The following is a 21403-nucleotide window of genomic DNA, read 5'->3' as shown; positions in this document are numbered from 1 at the left end:
TGTTGTTTTTATGTTAATAAAATCACAATTATTAAAATATTTATTAACAAATTGTTATCTGAGTATTTTCATTTTGTGACAACTTGAGGGGGAATTTTTTCTATTAGTGAATTATTCTGAGGGTAGATATTTACATATGTACCGAAAAAAGGAATAAATATGCTACCCAAGAAAATTATCCTTGACTGCGACCCTGGGCATGATGATGCCATTGCTCTCCTGCTTGCTCATGGAGATCCCAATATTGAATTGTTGGCGGTAACAACAGTGGTGGGTAATCAAACCCTGGATAAAGTCACCCAAAATGCCCTTTGCGTTGCACACATCGCCAATATTCATAACGTTCCCTTCGCCGCAGGCTGCCACCGCCCGCTTGTGCGGGAAATCAAGACGGCACCAGACATTCATGGTGAAACGGGTTTGGATGGCACCATTCTTCCTGAGCCTAACATAAGGCTGGATGCCCGCCATGCCGTTGATTTAATTATTGATGTGATTATGGAAAATCCGCCCCAAAGTGTCACATTGGTGCCCACTGCGGGGTTGACGAATATCGCTATGGCCGCACGCAAAGCGCCACAAATCGTTGAGCGTGTGAAGGAAGTCGTCTTGATGGGAGGCGGATATCATAAAGGAAACCGCAGCGCAGTGGCAGAATTCAATATCGTGATCGATCCGGAAGCGGCACACATTGTTTTTAACGAAAAATGGCCGCTGACGATGGTCGGTTTAGATCTCACTCATCAAGCGCAAGCAACCCCTGATATTATCGAAGCAATCTCTCAGATTAAGACACGTCCGGCTCAATTCGTTTTGGATGCGCTGAAATTTTATGGCGATAGGTATCGTGAGCATCAAGGCTTTGGCTATCCTCCTGTGCATGATCCCTGTGCGGTGGCCTATGTGATCGATCCTGATGTTATGACGACGCAAAAAGTGCCTGTGGATATCGAGCTAACGGGATCGTTAACCACAGGAATGACCGTGGCAGATTTCCGTTTTCCGCCACCTGAAGATTGCCATACGCAAGTTGCGGTTAAATTGGATCATGCCAGATTCTGGCAATTAGTGATTAATGCGCTGAAAAATATTGGTGAAACAACTTACTGATTTTATCAACTTATTTTTTGGCGCTTGAGGCGGAAAGGCAGCCTCAAGGATCGAGGAAATTTCGCTCAAACTAACCAGTTCCCCATCAACACAGCACGACATAAGATCAAAAATAATGTGACATATTGTAATACCTTGTCAGGTAAATCAGCCTGATGTTAAAGCCAAATGACAAAGAAGATGATTTTCTAGTCGCAGCTTTATTGGCTGCAACTTTGTCATTGAAAGAAAAAAGGTGAAGATATAGAGATTAGTTTAATGGGGAGGGTGTATTGTCTCAAAATCAAACAATTCATTGAGTTCAATCTGCAATCCATTTGCTATCACATTGATAATTTCCAAGGTAGGGTTTCTGACTCCACGCTCAATACCACTGACATAAGTGCGATCTAATCCACACTTATCGGCAAAAGCCTCTTGTGACATCCCAGCTTCTCTCCTGAGATACCGAATTCTTTGACCAAAAAGGGATTTGATGTTGTTCGATTTTTTCATCCGATAAGTATCGATTCATGTTACTTATCCGACCACGGACTATAAGTCACGTTTTAGCTGGAGTTATGCTAAAATGTGTGACTTATAGTCTACGGAAAAGTAATTTATGTTTATTGAAAATAAAATGGTTAGACAATCGGAGAAGTTAAGGATGGAAAAAAAAGACTGGCATTCTGCTGACATCATTGCTGAGTTGAAAAAGCGTGGGACAACACTGTCAGAAGTATCGCGGACAGCAGGGCTGGCATCATCAACGCTTGCCAATGCACTGCAACGACACTGGCCAAAAGGCGAGCGTCTTATTGCAGCAGCGCTGGGACGCTCGCCAGAAGAAATATGGCCTTCACGTTATGAAAAAAAATAATGATAAACCCAGCAACTCTGCTGGGTTTATTTATCAGCAATCAATTGGCTAACTTTAAGCCAATAATGCCTGCCACAATCAAACCGAGGCTCAATATTCGGGCAAAATTCGCAGATTCCCCCAGTACCATAATGCCGAAAATCGCTGTACCTACCGCACCAATCCCTGTCCACACGGCATAAGCCGTTCCTGCCGGCAGATTTTTCATGGCATAGGCGAGTAACCCCATGCTGACAACCATCGCGCTGATCGTCATTAAACTCGGTATCAAACGTGAAAAACCGTGGGTATATTTCAAGCCTACTGCCCACACGACTTCCAACAAACCTGCAATAAGAAGGATCAACCAAGACATGTCTTTCCCTTTATATGATGATAAGTGGGGCCGTCCCCAATAAGATGGCGTTTATCCGGGTCGTCCAGGATAACGATAAGAGATGAAATGGGATTATAGCTATCCGTTCTGATAGCCGCAATAAATGCTAGTGATCGGTAATTAGCAACAAAAAAACCGCATCCCCTAGACGAAGGGGTTGCGATTTTTTTAGAATAACAAACGCGATTATTTCACGCGAGAAACGTATTCGTTAGAACGAGTATCAACTTTGATAACTTCGCCGATCTGTACAAACAGAGGGACTTTAACCACAGCGCCGGTGCTCAACGTTGCAGGTTTACCGCCAGTACCCGCAGTGTCACCTTTCAGACCTGGATCGGTATCCACGATTTCCAGTTCAACAAAGTTTGGTGGTGTGACAGCAATAGGACGGCCGTCCCACAGCGTCAGAATACATTCTGCCTGATCGATCAGCCATTTTGCATTGTCACCAACGGCTTTCGCATCCGCAGCTAACTGCTCGAAAGTTTCGTTGTTCATGAAATGCCAGAATTCACCGTCGTTGTACAAATAAGTCAGGTTGACATCCATGACATCTGCGCTTTCAACGGAATCGGTTGATTTAAAAGTTTTTTCCAGCAGTTTACCAGAAATCAGTTTACGGAGACGAACGCGGGCAAATGCCTGTCCTTTACCTGGTTTAACAAATTCACTGTCAAGAATAGCGCACGGCTCGCCATCTAACATGATTTTAAGACCTGAACGGAATTCATTGGTACTATAAGTAGCCATGGAGATCCTCTAATTTTTAACAAAATGGCTTAGCCAAAAAAATGGCACACATTATAACCCATATTCACCCTGTCAGAGAAGTCTGGCTAAAACAACTTGCGGATGTTATTACTGATCCCAATGAGTTGTTGCAACTATTGTCGTTAAATACGCATGCGATGCTGAAAGAAGGCAATGAAGCAAAGCGTCTGTTTCCCCTGCGTGTGCCAAGAGCGTTTGTAACACGAATGAAAAAAGGCGATCCCCGTGATCCTCTTCTATTACAAGTTCTGACTTCACGGGAAGAGTTTGTGACGTCCCCTGATTTTTCCACTGATCCGCTGGATGAACAGCGCAGTGTCGTTCCGGGTTTGCTGCACAAATATCGCAATCGGGCGCTGCTATTGGTCAAAGGGGGCTGTGCGGTTAATTGTCGTTATTGTTTCCGTCGCCATTTCCCTTATGAGGACAATAAAGGCAACAAAAAAAACTGGCAGCTTGCTCTGGATTATATTGAACAACACCCTGAACTTGACGAAATTATCTTCTCTGGTGGCGATCCGTTAATGGCGAAGGATCATGAACTGGACTGGTTAATCAGTCAAATTGAATCCATTCCACACATTAAGCGTTTGCGGATACATACCCGTTTGCCGGTTGTGATCCCGGATAGAATCACGCTTTCGCTGTGCAATCGTTTAGCACAAACCCGTTTACAGGTGATCATGGTGACCCATATCAACCATGCCAATGAAATTGATGATGCGTTTCGCGAAAGCATGATGCGGCTAAAACAAGCCAGAGTGACGCTTCTGAATCAAAGTGTAATGTTACGTGATGTCAATGATAATGCCGATGCGCTGGCAGACTTAAGCAATGCGTTATTTGATGCGGGGATCTTGCCTTATTACATTCACGTTCTGGATAAAGTTCAAGGTGCCGCCCATTTTCTTGTGGAAGATGAAAAAGCGAAAGCGATCATGCGAGAGTTATTGACTAAAGTCTCCGGTTATCTGGTTCCAAGCCTGACAAGGGAAATTGGAGGAGAACCCAGCAAAACCCCTCTGGATTTAGGGCTAGCCCAAAACTAATGCTATGCCAATCACTGATTAAGCCGACGCTATATCATCGTTGAAGCTCTTCTGAATGGGCAGCGCACAGAAGCTGAATCATACGTAACTGACGTTTCGAAATATTCTTTCTGGGCGTTGCCCAAACCACTTTCTCACTAGCCCTATCGATTTTAGATCGTTAATGCTTAGGGACACTTATAAACCTGACCCACCATTTTGCTGTCGAGGGGAACAAAACTCGCCAATAATCCTGCGGACGGGCTGTTGATGCCATAGATAACATTGCCGCCCATTTCAGCCGCTTTATTGCGTAAGTCATTGGCGGCACTACGCATAGAGCTGCTCTCATTGCTAACACCATTGAGCCAGTTGGATTGTGTCCCAACCACTTCCCCTAACCGCTGGCATTCACTGCTTGGTTGCGTATCGACAAAACGCACATTGGCACCAGCAGAAGTTAATTGATGAGTTGTCGTACACCCTGCCAACAATAATACTGACGCACCAAACAAAATTTTAATCCGCATAACTTCCCTCATTAATTAACGTAAAAAGGCGAGCAGAAAAAACGGCTCGCCTTTAAAGTCTTATCCTAAGTGGATGGAAGAGTCCATCAGCAGGATGAACAGCATTACATCATGCCGCCCATACCACCCATGCCGCCCATACCACCGGCTGCGCCTAAGTCAGCTTTGTCATCTTTAGGCAGGTCAGTCACCATCGCTTCAGTGGTGATCATCAGGCCAGCGATAGAAGCTGCGAATTGCAGTGCAGAACGGGTGACTTTAGTTGGGTCCAGGATACCCATGTCGATCATATCGCCGTACTGTTCAGTTGCCGCGTTATAACCGTAGTTGTCTTTACCCGCTTTCACGTTGTTGACAACCACAGATGGCTCTTCACCGGCGTTGTCTACGATCTGACGCATTGGCGCTTCCATTGCACGCAGTGCAACGCGGATACCGACGTTCTGATCTTCGTTATCACCCGTCAGGCTAGAAATAGCGCTGGCAACACGAACCAGAGCAACACCACCACCCGCAACAACACCTTCTTCTACCGCCGCACGCGTTGCGTGCAGTGCATCATCAACGCGTGCGCGTTTTTCTTTCATTTCAACTTCAGTTGCGGCACCCACTTTGATGACAGCAACACCGCCTGCCAGTTTAGCAACACGCTCTTGCAGTTTTTCACGGTCATAGTCAGAAGTTGATTCTTCGATTTGCTGACGGATTTGAGTCACACGTGCAGCAATTTCACCCTCTTCACCAACGCCATCGATGATCGTTGTGGTGTCTTTGTTGATAACGATACGTTTTGCTTGACCCAGATCTTCCAGCGTCGCTTTTTCCAGCTCCAGACCAATCTCTTCAGAGATAACCGTACCGTTGGTCAGAGTCGCGATATCTTGCAGCATCGCTTTACGGCGATCACCGAAGCCCGGTGCTTTAACCGCAGCCACTTTCACGATACCACGCATGTTGTTAACAACCAGCGTTGCCAGCGCTTCGCCTTCAACATCTTCTGCAATAATAACCAAAGGCTTGCTTGCTTTAGCTACACCTTCCAGAACTGGCAACAGTTCACGGATGTTAGAAATTTTCTTGTCAACCAACAGGATGTATGGATTTTCCAGTTCAACAGAACCGGCTTCTGGTTTGTTGATGAAATAAGGAGACAGGTAACCACGGTCGAACTGCATACCTTCAACAACATCCAGCTCGTCTTCCAGGCCAGTCCCTTCTTCAACGGTGATGACGCCTTCTTTGCCGACTTTGTCCATCGCTTGTGCGATCAGTTTACCAACTGTTTCGTCGGAGTTTGCAGAGATAGTACCAACCTGCGCAATAGCAGTGGAATCAGAGCAAGGTACGGACAGTTTTTTCAGCTCGTCAACTGCGGCAACCACAGCTTTATCGATACCGCGTTTCAGATCCATTGGGTTCATGCCGGCAGCAACAGCTTTCAGACCTTCGGTGACGATAGCGTGAGCCAGCACAGTTGCTGTTGTAGTACCATCGCCCGCAGCATCGTTGGCTTTAGAGGCGACTTCTTTAACCATCTGAGCACCCATGTTTTCGAATTTGTCTTCCAATTCGATTTCACGTGCTACAGATACGCCGTCTTTAGTGATGACAGGCGCACCGAAAGATTTATCCAAAACAACGTTACGGCCTTTAGGACCCAGGGTCACTTTAACTGCATCAGCCAATACATTCACACCGCGTAGCATTTTGCTGCGAGCATCATTACCAAATTTTACGTCTTTAGCTGCCATTGTGTCTTTCCTTTAAATTCGTTCAATTATTAAGAAGATCTCAGCGTAATAAGATTCTCAATTACGCTTCAACAATTGCCAGAATGTCGCTTTCAGACATGATCAACACTTCTTTGTTATCGATCTTTTCTGTTTTCACGCCGTAACCTTCATTAAAAATGACGGTATCACCCACTTTTACGTCCAGCGCCTTCACTTCCCCACTTTCGAGGATGCGACCATTGCCGACTGCCAAAATTTTCCCACGGGTAGATTTGCCCGCAGCTGAGCCTGTCAGAACAATTCCGCCGGCGGATTTTGATTCAACTTCGGTACGCTCGACGATAACGCGGTCATGTAATGGACGAATGTTCATTGATAGATCTCCTATAAATAAAGTCCATATCAGGTAAGAGGATTGATACCAGAACCCAACAGAACCAGTACCATGAAGCTACAAATTGGGGCTTGGGATCATGACTTCAAGGGTGGGCAACAAAAAATATTTTACTTTTTTCTTACCCACGGAAATTTCAGCCAACGCAGCATCCATCATTTCTTAGGGTGCTGACGGTCAGGCTCACCATGATTTTTTTGTTCCGCGGATTTTTGGTCATCTAATGTATAAGCGGGATCATCTTGCCTGCGCTCATATTCCCCCTCAAACGTCTGCCCATTCTGACCATGACCGCCGCCATGATGACCGGAACCATAAAACGTATTCGGGCGGTAAAGCTTAATATGAGGCAATAGCTTCGCGGTCAGGCGTTTTTGTACGGGGGGTAATAACAGCAGTAATCCGAGAAAATCGGTGAAGAAACCGGGCAGTATCAGCAAAAATCCAGCGATGACCAGAGAAACACTTTTGACCGCCTCTGCCGCAGGGCTCTCACCGGCTACAAGTTTTTGCTGCATAGCCATAACATTCTTGATGCCTTGATTACGCACCAGAGAGACACCAAGACAAGAGGTAAGAATAACCAACAGCAGAGTCAACAAAACCCCAACTTCCGAGGCAATTCGAACAAACAGGACAGACTCGATGTAAACCAGCAGGCAGATAAGGATAAGCGGGAGCCAACGCACGTGGTTCTCCTTTCATTCATTATTATTGAGAGTTCACCCTATGTGTAACACATAATAGGGTGTCAGATAACCCATGTGGGGATAACCGGGGTCGTTTTCAATACTTCGGATACTTAACTTTTTCCTGCCGTAATCGTGACCTTAGTCACACATATGTTATTTCATCAATAAAATAGCACTATAAAGTGATCCAGGTTCAAGGCATTTTTCACAAATCCACCTATGATCGCGCCAGCAATTTCATGATAAGTGTCTAATATCAGGGAAATTGTTGTCGGCAACATTATTTCTCAACAAAAACACGAATAAACAGTAAAAAACACGTATCTAATTTAAGAAGGTTCTCATGTCAAACAACATTCGTATCGAAGAAGACCTGTTAGGTAAACGAGAAGTTCCTGCTGAAGCCTACTACGGTATTCACACTCTGCGTGCGATTGAAAACTTTTATATCAGTGACCGTACTATCAATGATGTGCCCGAATTCATCCGCGGCATGGTGATGGTGAAGAAAGCCGCGGCACTGGCCAACAAAGAACTCCATACTATTTCTGGCAAAGTAGCGGATATTATTGTCAAAGCCTGTGATGAAGTCCTCAATAAAGGCAAATGTATGGATCAATTTCCGGTTGATGTCTTTCAGGGAGGCGCAGGTACCTCACTGAACATGAATACCAATGAGGTACTGGCAAATATCGGCCTGGAATTGATGGGACATCAAAAAGGTGAATATGAGTACCTGAACCCGAATGATCACCTGAACAAAAGCCAGTCCACCAATGATGCTTACCCTACCGGCTTCCGTATTGCTGTTTATAACTCCCTGATGCACTTAATTGATTCCATTGAGTTGCTGAAAGAGGGCTTCGACAGAAAAGGCGTTGAATTTGATGATATCCTAAAAATGGGCCGTACCCAGTTGCAAGATGCGGTTCCCATGACTCTGGGCCAAGAATTCCGTGCGTTTTCCGTGCTGTTGAAAGAAGAGATCAAAAACATCACCCGCACCGCAGAACTGCTGCTGGAAGTGAACCTTGGCGCTACCGCTATCGGTACTGGCTTGAATACGGCACCGGGTTACCAAAAGCTGGTGGTTGAAAAATTGGCCGAAGTGACCGGTTTGCCTTGCCAACCCGCAGAAGATTTGATAGAAGCCACTTCTGACTGCGGAGCTTACGTTATGGTTCACAGTGCGTTGAAGCGTCTGGCGGTCAAGATGTCCAAGATTTGTAATGACTTGCGTCTGCTCTCTTCCGGCCCTCGCGCTGGTTTGAATGAAATCAATCTGCCAGAATTACAAGCGGGTTCTTCCATTATGCCAGCGAAGGTTAACCCCGTTGTGCCAGAAGTTGTTAACCAAGTTTGCTTCAAAGTCATTGGTAACGATACCTGTATCACGATGGCAGCAGAAGCGGGTCAGTTGCAGCTTAACGTGATGGAACCGGCGATTGGACAGGCGATGTTTGAATCGATGTCTATTCTGAACAATGCCTGTCGTAATCTGGTTGAAAAATGTATCAACGGCATTACGGCCAACCGGGAAGTCTGTGAAAGTTTCGTTTTCAACTCTATCGGGATCGTCACTTACCTGAACCCATTTATTGGCCATCACAATGGCGATATCGTGGGCAAGATCTGTGCTGAAACCGGCAAAAGTGTCCGTGAAGTCGTGCTTGAGCGCGGTTTACTGACCGAAACTGAATTAGATGATATTTTCTCCGTTGAGAACCTAAAACATCCGACTTATAAAGCAAAACGTTTTGATGACTGATTAATGATTATAATAACGAGTTCGTCTTAATTATTAAGGCACGCTATTCCAATTGGAAGCGTGCCTTTTTAATTTGCAGCAAACACAAAGTATTAACCATAGATTTTCATAAAACTAAATAAATGAAGGAGTATTTAACATGTTAGCCGTAGAATTGATTATTGTTCTGCTGGCCATTTTCCTAGGGGCCCGATTAGGGGGAATAGGTATTGGTTTTGCTGGTGGGATTGGGGTTTTCGCCCTCGCCGCCATCGGTGTTAAACCGGGTAGTATTCCATTTGACGTTATCTCAATTATCATGGCGGTCATTGCGGCGATATCCGCCATGCAAGTGGCTGGCGGACTCGATTATCTCGTTCAGCAAACTGAAAAATTACTGCGCAGAAATCCCAAGTACATCACCATCCTTGCACCTATCGTCACCTATTTCCTGACGCTATTTGCAGGGACGGGAAACATCTCACTGGCAACCTTGCCGGTTATTGCCGAAGTCGCCAAAGAGCAAGGCATAAAACCGTGCCGTCCGCTCTCCACTGCCGTTGTCGCGGCTCAGATCGGGATCACCGCCTCGCCTATTTCCGCGGCCGTGGTTTATATGGCATCCATTATGGAAGGAGAGGGCATCAGCTATATCCACCTGTTGATGGTACTCCTGCCGGCAACATTCTGTGCCATCATCCTCATGTCATTCATTGTTTCATGGCTTTTTGATTCTAAACTGTCGAATGACCCGGTTTATCAAAAACGCCTTGAAGATGGCTTGATAGAAATGCGCGGTGCCAGTCAGATTCAAATCAAACCCAAAGCAAAACGCGCTGTCCTGTTGTTCCTGCTGGGAGTTATTGGGGTTGTCATTTATGCGATTATCAATAGCCCAAGTGTCGGCCTGATTGAAAAACCGCTGATGAACACCACCAATGCGATTTTGATCATCATGCTCAGTGTCGCCACGCTCACCACCCTGATTTGCTCCGTCGATACCGATGCCATCCTGAACTCCAGCACGTTTAAAGCAGGGATGAGCGCATGTATCTGTATTTTGGGCGTGGCATGGCTGGGAGATACGTTTGTTCAGGCCAATCTCGATTGGATCAAAGAAACGGCGGGAAGTTTGATTCATGCCCAACCGTGGCTGCTGGCGGTTATTTTCTTCTTCTGTTCAGCGTTGCTCTACTCACAAGCCGCAACCGCCAAGGCACTGATGCCAATGGCGCTGGCACTGCATGTCACCCCATTAACGGCGATCGCGTCGTTCTCTGCGGTGTCTGGTCTGTTTATCCTGCCAACGTATCCGACACTGGTTGCCGCCGTACAGATGGATGATACCGGAACCACCCGCATCGGGCGTTTTGTTTTCAATCACCCCTTCTTTGTTCCGGGCACCATCGCCGTTGCATTGGCTGTCACCTTTGGTTTCTTATTTGGTGGCATTATCTTGTAACTTTACCAAATGGTTTGACATCATTATTCAGGGGCACTCACGCAGCCCCTGAAATCTCTTCTTTATCCCTCTTTTTCTGTCAAAAAAACCATGTTGTCTTAATATTAGACAAGTGACTTTCTGCCATGAGACTCATCGGTTATAGTGCAGGCTCTGATAAATTTCACAAATCAAACCCACGATACGGGCAGGTTAAAGATTATCTTATGATGAAACGTATTCTCATGTTGTTTCTACTGTTTAGCGGTATCGCGCTGTCTGCCAGCAAAGCCAGCGCACTGTTTGAGCAACCAGGGAAAAGTCTCTACCTTCCTGCTGATCAGGCATTTATGTTTGATTTTCAGCAACAAGGAAATCAACTCACATTGAACTGGGATATCAAACCCGGTTATTACCTCTATCGAAAACAGTTCAGTATCGTTCCCAATCAAGAAGCCTCATTGGGTGAAATTACCTATGCCAAAGGCGCAGATCATGAAGATGAGTTTTTTGGTAAGACCGAAGTCTATTTTCAATCGGCGCGGATTAATGCCTCTATCTTATCTGCGACCAATGATGGCGCTCTCCAAGTCACCTATCAAGGATGCGCAGAAGCGGGTTATTGTTATCCCCCTGAAACCTTAAACGTGCCCCTGCAAGCCGTGGTTGCTACCACTCAACCCCGTGATGAAACCGCACCATCAGCCGATTTAGTCAAGCAACAGGGAGATACGTCCCCCAACGCCCATGACGTTCCCTTTTCGCCACTCTGGGCGCTGTTGATTGGCATGGGTATCGCTTTCACCCCCTGCATCCTGCCGATGTACCCATTGATCTCCAGCATTATTTTGGGTCAAAAACGCCCTGAAAGCCTGAAACGAATTTTTTGGCTCGCGATGAGTTACGTTCAGGGAATGGCGCTCACTTACACGCTGCTGGGTTTAGTCGTTGCGGCGGCCGGCTTACAATTTCAGGCTGCCCTGCAAAATCCTTACATTCTCGTCGGGCTGTCAGTCCTGTTTATTTTGCTCGCCTTATCCATGTTCGGGCTTTATAACTTACAGCTTCCCTCTTCCGTCCAAACCCGTCTGGTGGATTGGAGCAACCAACAACAAAGCGGCTCTTACATCGGCGTATTTATTATGGGAGCCTTGGCGGGATTAATCGCCTCTCCCTGCACGACGGCACCGCTCAGTGCTATCTTGCTGTATATCGCCCAAAGCGGTAATACTTTAATCGGTGGCCTGACGCTCTATCTCTACGCACTGGGCATGGGCCTGCCGCTTATCGCCGTCACACTATTTGGGCACAAGCTCCTGCCACGCAGTGGCCCGTGGATGCAGTACGTCAAGGAAGCCTTCGGGTTCATTATCTTGGCTTTGCCGGTCTTCCTGCTGGAACGGGTGCTTGGCGACACATGGGGCATAAGATTGTGGAGCCTATTAGCCGTATCTTTCCTGATTTGGGCATTCGCATTAACGTTAAACAGCAAAAACGGCTGGGTGCGGACTTTACAAGTCATTTTGCTGGTTTTGGCTTTCATCGCTTCACGTCCTTTACAAGATGGGATCTGGGGAAATCCGGCGGCAGAACAGCAAAAAACCACGTTGCACTTTCAACAAGTCACTGACTGGCAGGAGTTAAGTCAAATTTTAGCTGAAAACCGCCATCAACCGATTATGTTGGATCTGTATGCTGACTGGTGTGTCGCCTGCAAAGAGTTTGAAAAATATACTTTCCGTGATCCACAAGTACAGGCACAATTGAGCCAATTCCTCTTGTTACAGGCAGATGTCACGGATAACACCCCAAAACAAAAAGAATTGTTACAACAACTGAACGTGATGGGGCTTCCCACTCTCTTGTTTTTCGAGAAGGGCAAAGAGCTCACTGATTCGCGAGTCAATGGATTCATGGACGCTCAGCGTTTTAACCGGCATGTACAACATCTACAACAAAAATAATTGGGAAGGAGAGCCACCGTGCAACGAGAATATGTGATTAACCATGTTCTGAACTTATTGGAACAACACGGCCTGTCAGCAACCCTGGAGACACTTTTAACTTCTCTCGATATTGATACCCGCCATATCAAACACTTTTGGCCTGACCGCGAAGCCCTGCTCTACGATTGCCTGCGCTACCACAGTCAGCAAATTGAAATCTGGCAGCGTCAAATCCTGTTAGATGACACCTTAAGCCCTGAGCAAAAATTAATGGCACGCTATGACGCTCTTAAGGAAAAAGTTCAAGAACAGCGTTATCCGGGCTGTCTATTTATTGCTGCTTGCAACGCTTTTCCTGATGTTGACCACCCCATCCACCAATTAGCAGAATTGCAAAAACAGCACTCTTTCCATTACACAGAAGAATTATTGCAACAACTTGATATTGACGACAGTCAGCAAGTCGCCAAACAGATGGAACTTATCCTTGAGGGGTGCCTCAGTAAGCTTTTAGTAAAAAGAGAGCTTGAAGATGTGATTACCGCAAAATTGCTGGCTCAAGATATTCTAACCATCGCAAAATGCCGAAAAAATGGGGCATTAAGTTAATAAAAAGCAGCTCAAGCTGAATAATCACACTAAACCGGTATAAAAACACAGCAAATAATCAATTGTCAGGGTTTTTTCGCAGAAAGTGTTTGACGGATTGAGCTGAATACGGTTTAATGCGCCCCGTTAGCCCGGATAGCTCAGTCGGTAGAGCAGGGGATTGAAAATCCCCGTGTCGGTGGTTCGATTCCGCCTCCGGGCACCAAGTTTAAAAATTTGCTTGTTGGAGATGTTCAATAAATTAACAGGCAAATTAAAGTAATACAGGGTGCCTGCATAAGCAAGCACCCGTTTTTCTTTGAATGATCATTGATTCTGACGCGACGCCAAGTAAGGTGCCGACTTAATTGGACACGGAATCAAGTATTAGATCATTTTTTGCCAGTCACACCATTAAATGGATTTTGGCTCTGCGGCAACAATCTCCTTTCTATTCCAAAATTAAAAATCGCCCACAGGTAAGCCACCTTGTTATTCCAGCTATGACCGGACCGTTTCTTCTCCTCCAGAAGATAACACCGCCAGCTCAGAACATCCCTGTGAGTTACCTCCTCCGGCAGTACCGTTTGCCCGATAAATCTGACAAATTCCCACTTCACCTTGCGATAGCTCCGCTTAGTTTCCGGCCGCAACATATGTGAAAGAAAGTACTCATCCAATAGTTTATCCCAATCGATTTTTTCTGCTTTCTGTAGCACGTGATTGTTTCCTAACGATACTAAAACATCATGACAATGGATTGTTAAAAAAGGTTTTATTGAAAATAAATATATAAACAATTATTGAAACTATTTAATTTGCAATAATGTCTTTAAGTTAGCTTGGATGGCAATCGTTTCTTTCTCCGGTACAAGCCGTTTGATTAGTTTGGAACCGTGATGGTCATTTTTTGCAACATGCTGATGAGAGGATTCATGACGGGATTGAAATTCACCACAAAAAAACAGTGATTAAACCTAAAAGTGACCATATGTTATTATTTTGTTTAAATTATTTTAATCTGGTTATTTTACCCATTGTATTTTCTCAGAATTTATATATATTACCGTGCGATTTATACAACAAAGAGATACTTATAATGAAAAAAGCTCTATTGACCTCAGCGATTGTAGCTGGGTTATCTATTTCTTCATTTACAGCAAATGCAAATGACAAACACACCATCTCACTAGGCTACGCCCAAAGCGATTTGCGGATGAAAACTACGGTAAGAGATGATCTGAACCTGAAAGATCTGAAAGATCCAAGAGGTCTCAACCTGAAATACCGTTATGAAATTAATGATAATTGGGGTGTTATCGGCTCAGTCACGCAAACTAAGCTAAGAATCATCTATCATGATAATTTAGCAAATAATATCGGTAACGAGGATATTACTTACAGATCATTGGTAGCAGGCCCGACATATCGCTTCAATGAATATGTCAGTACCTATGCCTTGATTGGTGCCGCTAATATTCAAGATCATCAGACTGTACAACTCAATACCAGTAAAAAGAAAAACGCTGTTGCCTACGGTGCAGGATTGCAATTTAACCCGATATCAAGTGTAGCTGTTGATGTTTCCTACGAATATTCTGATTTTAATCAGGCTAAAGCAGGAACATGGACAGTCGGCGTTGGCTATCATTTCTAATTTGATCCATTAAAGCGCTATCCCAGAACAACACCCTGAATATCAGATTAATGCGCAGATATTTAGGGGTTGTTCTATCCAATATTCTAAGCATTAAGATATCATCCCTCACAACGATAGTACCTCTATTTACTACCTCCGTGTAATTACCATTCATACCTTACTACTTCCACTCTTTCATCAATGGGAAAATCCCCATTATGTGATTTTCTTTGAAGAAATTCAGGCAGTTGGTTTATTTATTACATGAGATCTGCTTTATTATTTATTTTTGAAGGTAAATTTCAATTTATTACTCCCATTTGAAAATAACATCTGGCATAAATATTTTTTATATAGTCTTATGAGGGAAAGATGAATTTTAAAAACTATTCTAAAACTACAGGTCATATTCAGGTTGCCTTAGCTATGTGCTTAGTAGGTAGCTCAATTCCTGTTGGTAAAGTTATCAGTTCCGAGATACCTGTATTTTTGGCATCATTCTTGCGTTTTTCTATTGCTGCATTATTAATTATTCCTCTGCATTACAGAATCATTGGCCCGTTAAAATTACCGACACTTAGAGTATCAATGCTACTTTGTGTTCAGGCACTTCTGGGCGTTTTTCTGTTTTCAATATTTTTATTATTAGGATTGCAATACACTGCGGCAGTTAATGCCGGAGTGATCTTGGGAATGCTGCCAGCAGTAAATGCACTGTTATCCATTTTAATATTACGTGAGAAACTGAATTGGCGTTATTCAATAGGTATTTTTCTGTCAGTATTGGGAGCCGTGTTACTTGAAGTACGTTCAGTGAGTTGTGGTGGGTTTAGTATCGGTTGGATAGGGATGTTATTGATTATTGCTGCCGTGTTTTGTGAATCAGCATTTTCTGTTGTTGGTAAGATCTCTGGTTTGAGCCTATCAGCATTTACAATTTCTTGCTGGGTGACTTTGATTGGTTTTATTTCTTTTATGCCGTTTGCTGTTTATGAATTTATTTCATTTAACTATCGTTCTATTTCGGGTATGACCTGGTTGCTTCTAATCTATTACGGAAGTGTTGTCACAGTCTTAGGATTTATCTTATTTTATGCTGGATTGTCAAAAATTTCATCTATGGCTGCTGGCGTGTATATGGCATTTGCACCGCTTTCAGCAATGGTCATTGCTGTTTCTTTATTAGAGGAGGCGTTTCACATGACAGATGCATTCTCTGCTCTATTGATCCTACTCGCTGTGCTGGTTATTGGGACACGAACCAATAGGACCGCTCAATAGATATTTAAGATGCAATCAATGACTGATAGTTATTGTTACTTTTTGGACAAAGAAATTTTTTAATTAGTTTGAAAAGTAAATTTTATGCTCGTCGTACTTCAAGGTACATTTACTATCTCTCCGCATTGGCCTTCAACACGACTCCATCACGAGAAGTAAGTACACTGCGAGTTACAAACGTCGTGTTGCTGCCACGGAACGACAAACCTGTTGCTCGTTCACTGCCAGCAACCAACTCAGGCCATCAATTAATCCACCGCGCCAGCACAGCACATCATGCCCACCATTAAACACGCGATAATTCACGTTGTGCCCTGCCTCTTGCAATGCAGCATGCATTTGATCATTCACAAAATGGATATCCGCTTCACGGAATCCCGCTTCCTGAAAGATTTTCAATGACGAAGGCGTCACTTTTTGCTCAAGAACCTGCTGTGTCAGCCAACCAGGTTTCTGTTCAGAAGAGGGCATAAATTGCCGAACAATTTTGCTATCAGGCCACCAGAAAGATCCCGATTGCGTCAGGACACAACCAAAGCGTTGCGGCCAATGAAGCGCAGCATACAGTGCTGCCAACCCACCGTAGCTTTGTCCTGCTATCACCGTTTGTTCAGGATCATCGCTGAAAGCAGCATGCTGTGCGACAAGCGGTAACAGTTCATCCTGAATCGCTTGCCAAAAATCCGGGTTGCAGGGAAGCTCTCGCTCTCGATGAGGCATATCAATAACGTCAATCAACAGCCAAACCGCCTCTGGTATCTGCCGCTTTTCAGTTGCGACATCAATGACCGGAAAAATCGGCATTCTCTCTGCCCAAGTCAGCCCATCCAAAAGAATGATAAGAGGACGAGGATGCGTGGTTTCTTCCCCTGTGGCATAAAGCCAGACACGCCTTTGATTGTTCAGCCGATCACTGTGCCAATGCAAAAGCACAGGCGATTGTTTACCGGGTTGCACGGCATGTGACCATGCGGTCTGTTCAGGTGCATGGGGCATATGAATTGCCGATAAAGGCAGGCCAAGCCCATTACGATGGCAGCCCTGTCGATTTAAAGGATCGGGAATAGACAATGGAAAGAGTGAAATCCACCATTCACGTTGCTGTTGTTTGCGCTGTTTGATCTCATCGGAAAATTCAGGGGATAAATGTGTTTCAGTGACAGGTATAAATCGATAACTTCCTCTCCAGTCATCTTCAAGGGTCACTGACCAATACCAGATATCCGTTCCGGGTAATCGTTGCAGGCTCTGCGGCTGTGGGCGGTGGTGATCCGTGATGCCATTGATATCGATATAGACTCGGCGAAAATTTGAGTTTTGTTCATTCCCGTTGGGGGCTCGCCAAAAGAAAGTCGTTTTAACTTGATGATTCTTGGCAGTTTCTATAATGGGGGTTCCTAGAATAGCCATATTTTCCCACCATAATTCGCTGCCAACATGAGGAGCAGACAATAAATTATCTGCCGTACCTGATGGCTGAAAGACTAACTTCATCCCCTTATCTCCTTCAAAAACATCCCGCTCCCAAATGACAGATTCATTTGAGATACCACACCCGCAACGAACTCAGCAAAATAATTATCATTTGCTAATGATATTGATAATGATTTTTGTTTGCAATATCATCCAATTTATTTTATTAATCTTCATCACTGGCTAACAGAATTAGCGGAGCATGATCAAGGGTAATGCGGCAGGAGGCCCCCTCTATTCAGCTTAATTCAGTATGGCCAAAATGATACAGACTTAATTATTAATTTGATTTTTAAGGATTTATTTTAAAAGCATCTATATTGAGAGATGAAATCCATGGTATTGCCTATCCAGAATGAAATATTGAAAACCGAAAAAAGAATAATGAGAAACTATAACTACAATAAATTATTCTTAACACTAACTTCCGCCTTACTGTTATCTCCATATGCCTCAGCCAATAATAATGGGAGTGCCAATAACACCGAAGACACCGTCATTGTCACAGGAGGGATTAAGGAGCACGCTGAAAAAAACTTTGTCGAATCAGACAGTGCCGCAGGCACCAAAAGCCTCACTCCCCTGATCAAAACGCCCCAGTCAATCAGCGTCATCAATCGCACACAGATAGAAGCGCAAGGCACGATGACGATTGCTGACGCTCTGAATTATTCAAGTGGTGTTGTGACCAATTACCGAGGCTCTTCCAACCGTAACGACGAAGTGATTACCCGTGGTTTTCGTTATGCCCCTAAATTCCTTGATGGTTTGAGTTATGGTAATCAGCTCGAACCTTGGTTATTGGAGCGCGTGGAGTTGGTGCATGGGCCAGCCTCTGTGCTATACGGTCAGGTCAGCCCCGGCGGATTGATTAACATGACCAGCAAAAGGCCAACTGACCAGCCTATCCACAAGGTGCAGATGAAAGCGGGCAATCGGAGCTTAGGTGAATTGGCTTTTGATTTTGGCGGTGCTTTAGGGGATGGTACTCCCGTTCTCTATCGTTTAAATGGTGTACTCAGCACCCAAAAGCAGTTCGTTAAAGACTATAAAAAAGAGCGGATTGCCATCGCTCCGGCGCTGACATGGATCCCCAACAACAATACAACGTTTACACTATTGACCAGTTATCAGTACGACCCCAAAGCCGGATTCCGTAATTTCTACCCCAAAAAGGGCACTGTAACATCTGTTCCCAATGTAGGCTATATTCCCTACAAGATGAACCTCAGTGATCCTTCTTTTAATCAATCCAGACGGGAACAGTCTTCTATCGGCTACCTTCTTGAACATGACATTAATGATGTCTTCTCTTTCCAGCAAAACCTGCGTTATTCAAGAGCAAATGAGCGTTTTAAGCTTTTCGTTTATACATCGGATGTAAAAGGCCTGCCAACCAGTATCCAGCGCCGCCCACAGAGGGAATACAGCAACACGCAGTCATTTAATATGGATAATCAGCTTAAAGCACAATTCTCAACCAGTAACATTGATCATAACGTTATCAGTGGAATCGATTACAAATGGGTGGATAGTCACAACAAAAGATGGCATAAAAGTGGGAGTCAATACAGCTTTGATTGGTCAAATCCAACTTGGGGTATTCCCGTCAATGAAAGTGAGTTATCTCTTTCTTTAAATGATAAAAAGAAACTTTACCAGTTAGGTACTTACGTACAAGATCAACTCAGTTGGGAAAATTGGAACTTAGTTCTGTCCGGGCGTTATGACTGGACTGAAACCAAGCAACAAAACATTCTCAAAGGCAGCTTAACAACACAGAAAGACCGGGCTTTTACAGGACGTGCGGGTTTATTGTATGCCTTTGATAGCGGCATTTCGCCTTATATCAGTTACAGCACTTCCTTTGAACCTAACCTGGCACAAGGGGAACCTGGTACAGCAGCATTCAAACCCACAACAGGTGAGCAAACTGAAATCGGTATTAAATTTCAACCCAAAGGCCACGATACCCTGTTAACACTTTCCCTGTTCGATATCACCCAGAAAAACGTAACCACCAGTAATCCAGTCACCCGTTTTAGCGAGCAAATCGGAAAAATTGGTTCAAAGGGCGTAGAAGCCGAAATTCATTCTCAGATCACGCCGTAAATCAACCTGATAGCAGCCTATAGTTACACAGATACTAAAACCAAACGCGACGGCAGGGCTGCACGTGTTGGCAAAAGAGTGCCTTCAATTCCTGAACATGCCGCTTCTGCATGGGGGAGTTACAGTTTCACCCAAACTGCGCTGAAAGGATTTACACTGGGAGCAGGCGTTCGCTATATCGGTTCTACCTCCGGTGATTATGAAGAATCATTCCACGTCAAGCCCTATACCCTCTATGACCTGATGGCGAAATATGACCTTGGTGAAGCTTCCTCTCAATTAAAAGGTGCCAGTGTACAACTGAATGTGAATAACCTGACCAATAAGCGTTATGTCGCTTCGTGCTCGAATGTAGAAGCTTGCTTCTATGGCAGCGGGCGCAGCATCGTTGCCACGGTGGAATATAGCTGGTAAGGCAGGACGCATTTATCTCAGTGGCATAGGGCAAAAACTTTCTGCCATTGTGAGTGATGATCTATACTATTGCCCCTTTTGTAACACATAAAAAACACAATGGAACGCTTTCTCGAAAATACAATGTATGCCTCTCGTTGGCTGCTTGCACCGGTTTATTTCGGTTTATCACTGGCATTATTTGCTCTTGCGGTTAAATTCTTTCTGGAAATCATGCATATCCTGCCGCATCTTCTTTCTGTTACCGAATCCGATCTCATCCTGACCCTGCTTTCTCTGATTGATATGGCTTTAGTGGGTGGATTGCTGGTCATGGTGATGTTTTCTGGCTATGAAAACTTTGTTTCAAGTCTGGATATCCACGAAAGCAAAGAGAAATTGAGCTGGCTGGGGAAAATGGATGCCACCTCACTCAAAAATAAAGTTGCCGCCTCAATTGTCGCCATTTCCTCCATTCACTTACTGCGTGTCTTTATGGATGCCAAGAATGTGCCGGACAACAAACTGATGTGGTATGTCATTATCCACCTGACCTTCGTTTTGTCCGCATTTATGATGGGATATCTTGATAAACTCACGCGTCACAGTCATTAAACCATCAAGCCTTAAACAAACACGCAAATCCACAATCAATCACCCTGATGCCAGTTGTACTCAACCGGCTGGCATTACGGGACTCGTCGCTGCGATGAATTTCCATTCACCGTTTCTTTCAGCAAGTTGTCAATAAACCGATCCACAACCATTTCAACCACTTCGCTTCGGGTTGTTTCCAGACGATTAGCCAAACCATCAATTTTTCTGATCACCGACATTCTCAGAGACAGAGAAATGGGTTTTTTCTTCTCTTTATCGAGGAAAACATGGCTGGCAGCGTCTTCGGGTTTTGAGCTAAGATGCTGAACCAAAAGTTCTTCAATCCTCCTCACATCTTTCTTGGTCAGCATTCCCTTATCAACTAATTGATAAGTATTCCCCATTTTGCTAAACCGGATATCAGCACAGTAAAGATCTCTTAATTCCCGCAACGCACGTGTCAACGTGGGTTCCGAACAATTAAGCTCCCTAATGATCCTAGCTTTACTAATTGGTTTTCCATGTGAAAGTAATAAAGTCAACCTGAAATTTCTAAATTGTTTGGGATTAAGCAGCATTTATTATTACCAAGTCAGGGATAAATCCCCCAAACTCCCTACTGTTAACGATGAAAATAATTTTCAGCATAGCTGCTATCACAGGTAAATCAATATCAAAACGAATGAAACG

The 21403-nt window shown here is 44.4% G+C and carries 20 protein-coding genes, 1 tRNA gene and 1 pseudogene; 12 read left to right on the top strand and 10 right to left on the bottom strand.

Going from position 1 to position 21403, the window contains the following annotated elements; genetic code table 11:
- The first annotated feature begins 159 nt into the window (after positions 1–159).
- Positions 160–1110: a uridine-preferring nucleoside hydrolase UriH gene (uriH, locus tag XDD1_RS03045; protein WP_045968561.1), complete on the top strand. Its 951-nt coding sequence runs from the start codon at positions 160–162 to the stop codon at positions 1108–1110.
- Between the two features lie 255 nt (positions 1111–1365).
- On the opposite strand, the gene XDD1_RS03040 is transcribed toward uriH, so the two are convergent.
- A complete protein-coding gene (locus tag XDD1_RS03040) occupies positions 1366–1536 on the bottom strand; it encodes a helix-turn-helix domain-containing protein (RefSeq protein WP_045968559.1) in 171 nt (56 codons plus the stop codon).
- 220 nt (positions 1537–1756) lie between these two features.
- Here XDD1_RS03040 and XDD1_RS03035 point away from each other — a divergent pair, with 220 nt between their 5' ends.
- Positions 1757–1969, top strand: coding sequence for a helix-turn-helix domain-containing protein (locus XDD1_RS03035; protein WP_045968557.1), 213 nt, complete (start codon positions 1757–1759; stop codon positions 1967–1969).
- Positions 1970–2009: 40 nt separating this feature from the next.
- Here XDD1_RS03035 and sugE read toward each other — a convergent pair whose 3' ends face one another.
- Positions 2010–2324 (bottom strand): quaternary ammonium compound efflux SMR transporter SugE, encoded by a 315-nt coding sequence (gene sugE, locus XDD1_RS03030; RefSeq protein WP_045968554.1) that lies wholly within the window; start codon positions 2322–2324, stop codon positions 2010–2012.
- Between the two features lie 207 nt (positions 2325–2531).
- Positions 2532–3098, bottom strand: coding sequence for an elongation factor P (gene efp, locus XDD1_RS03025; protein WP_045968552.1), 567 nt, complete (start codon positions 3096–3098; stop codon positions 2532–2534).
- 41 nt (positions 3099–3139) lie between these two features.
- Here efp and epmB point away from each other — a divergent pair, with 41 nt between their 5' ends.
- Positions 3140–4168 (top strand): EF-P beta-lysylation protein EpmB, encoded by a 1029-nt coding sequence (epmB, locus tag XDD1_RS03020; protein ID WP_045968550.1) that lies wholly within the window; start codon positions 3140–3142, stop codon positions 4166–4168.
- 167 nt (positions 4169–4335) lie between these two features.
- On the opposite strand, the gene XDD1_RS03015 is transcribed toward epmB, so the two are convergent.
- From XDD1_RS03015 to XDD1_RS03000, 4 genes are all read right to left on the bottom strand, one after another.
- Positions 4336–4677: a DUF4156 domain-containing protein gene (locus XDD1_RS03015; RefSeq protein ID WP_045968548.1), complete on the bottom strand. Its 342-nt coding sequence runs from the start codon at positions 4675–4677 to the stop codon at positions 4336–4338.
- 104 nt (positions 4678–4781) lie between these two features.
- Positions 4782–6428: a chaperonin GroEL gene (groL, locus tag XDD1_RS03010; RefSeq protein ID WP_045968546.1), complete on the bottom strand. Its 1647-nt coding sequence runs from the start codon at positions 6426–6428 to the stop codon at positions 4782–4784.
- A gap of 61 nt (positions 6429–6489) precedes the next feature.
- A complete protein-coding gene (locus XDD1_RS03005; RefSeq protein ID WP_045968544.1) occupies positions 6490–6783 on the bottom strand; it encodes a co-chaperone GroES in 294 nt (97 codons plus the stop codon).
- A gap of 176 nt (positions 6784–6959) precedes the next feature.
- On the bottom strand, positions 6960–7493 hold the full coding sequence (locus tag XDD1_RS03000; protein ID WP_045968542.1) for an FxsA family protein: 534 nt from the start codon (positions 7491–7493) through the stop codon (positions 6960–6962).
- Positions 7494–7839: 346 nt separating this feature from the next.
- Here XDD1_RS03000 and aspA point away from each other — a divergent pair, with 346 nt between their 5' ends.
- The 5 genes from aspA to XDD1_RS02975 all read left to right on the top strand — a co-directional run bounded on the left by aspA (position 7840) and on the right by XDD1_RS02975 (position 13444).
- Positions 7840–9264, top strand: coding sequence for an aspartate ammonia-lyase (aspA, locus tag XDD1_RS02995; protein ID WP_045968541.1), 1425 nt, complete (start codon positions 7840–7842; stop codon positions 9262–9264).
- A gap of 139 nt (positions 9265–9403) precedes the next feature.
- Entirely contained in the window at positions 9404–10705 is a 1302-nt protein-coding gene (locus XDD1_RS02990; RefSeq protein ID WP_045968539.1) for an anaerobic C4-dicarboxylate transporter, read from the top strand.
- A 206-nt stretch (positions 10706–10911) separates the two neighbouring features.
- The gene (locus tag XDD1_RS02985) at positions 10912–12648 is read left to right on the top strand and encodes a protein-disulfide reductase DsbD (protein ID WP_045973311.1); all 1737 of its coding nucleotides are present in this window, start codon (positions 10912–10914) and stop codon (positions 12646–12648) included.
- 18 nt (positions 12649–12666) lie between these two features.
- Positions 12667–13239, top strand: a complete 573-nt coding sequence (dicD, locus tag XDD1_RS02980; RefSeq protein WP_045968537.1) for a division control transcriptional repressor DicD — start codon at positions 12667–12669, stop codon at positions 13237–13239.
- 129 nt (positions 13240–13368) lie between these two features.
- Positions 13369–13444 (top strand) — tRNA-Phe (locus XDD1_RS02975).
- A 166-nt stretch (positions 13445–13610) separates the two neighbouring features.
- Here XDD1_RS02975 and XDD1_RS02970 read toward each other — a convergent pair.
- Positions 13611–13937, bottom strand: a complete 327-nt coding sequence (locus tag XDD1_RS02970) for a hypothetical protein (protein ID WP_045968535.1) — start codon at positions 13935–13937, stop codon at positions 13611–13613.
- Positions 13938–14317: 380 nt separating this feature from the next.
- On the opposite strand from XDD1_RS02970, the gene XDD1_RS02965 reads away from it, so the two are divergent.
- Both XDD1_RS02965 and XDD1_RS02960 read left to right on the top strand, forming a co-directional pair.
- Complete coding sequence (locus XDD1_RS02965; RefSeq protein ID WP_045973310.1) at positions 14318–14875, top strand: Ail/Lom family outer membrane beta-barrel protein; 558 nt, start codon at positions 14318–14320, stop codon at positions 14873–14875.
- A 354-nt stretch (positions 14876–15229) separates the two neighbouring features.
- Positions 15230–16138 carry a DMT family transporter gene (locus XDD1_RS02960; RefSeq protein ID WP_052705632.1) on the top strand — a complete coding sequence of 303 codons (909 nt, stop codon included), beginning with the start codon at positions 15230–15232 and terminating at the stop codon, positions 16136–16138.
- Between the two features lie 171 nt (positions 16139–16309).
- On the opposite strand, the gene fes is transcribed toward XDD1_RS02960, so the two are convergent.
- A complete protein-coding gene (gene fes, locus XDD1_RS02955) occupies positions 16310–17632 on the bottom strand; it encodes an enterochelin esterase (RefSeq protein ID WP_045968533.1) in 1323 nt (440 codons plus the stop codon).
- Positions 17633–17995: 363 nt separating this feature from the next.
- Here fes and XDD1_RS02950 point away from each other — a divergent pair.
- A pseudogene (locus XDD1_RS02950) lies at positions 17996–20137 on the top strand (TonB-dependent siderophore receptor).
- A gap of 99 nt (positions 20138–20236) precedes the next feature.
- A complete protein-coding gene (locus tag XDD1_RS02945) occupies positions 20237–20731 on the top strand; it encodes a TIGR00645 family protein (RefSeq protein ID WP_045968531.1) in 495 nt (164 codons plus the stop codon).
- A gap of 74 nt (positions 20732–20805) precedes the next feature.
- Here XDD1_RS02945 and XDD1_RS02940 read toward each other — a convergent pair whose 3' ends face one another.
- Positions 20806–21291 (bottom strand): hypothetical protein, encoded by a 486-nt coding sequence (locus XDD1_RS02940; protein WP_045968529.1) that lies wholly within the window; start codon positions 21289–21291, stop codon positions 20806–20808.
- Positions 21292–21403 lie beyond the last annotated feature (112 nt).

It is taken from the genome of Xenorhabdus doucetiae, assembly GCF_000968195.1.
Lineage (GTDB): Bacteria > Pseudomonadota > Gammaproteobacteria > Enterobacterales > Enterobacteriaceae > Xenorhabdus > Xenorhabdus doucetiae.
Note: the sequence above shows the minus strand (reverse complement) of the source record. Positions and strands in the feature narration are given on the sequence as shown.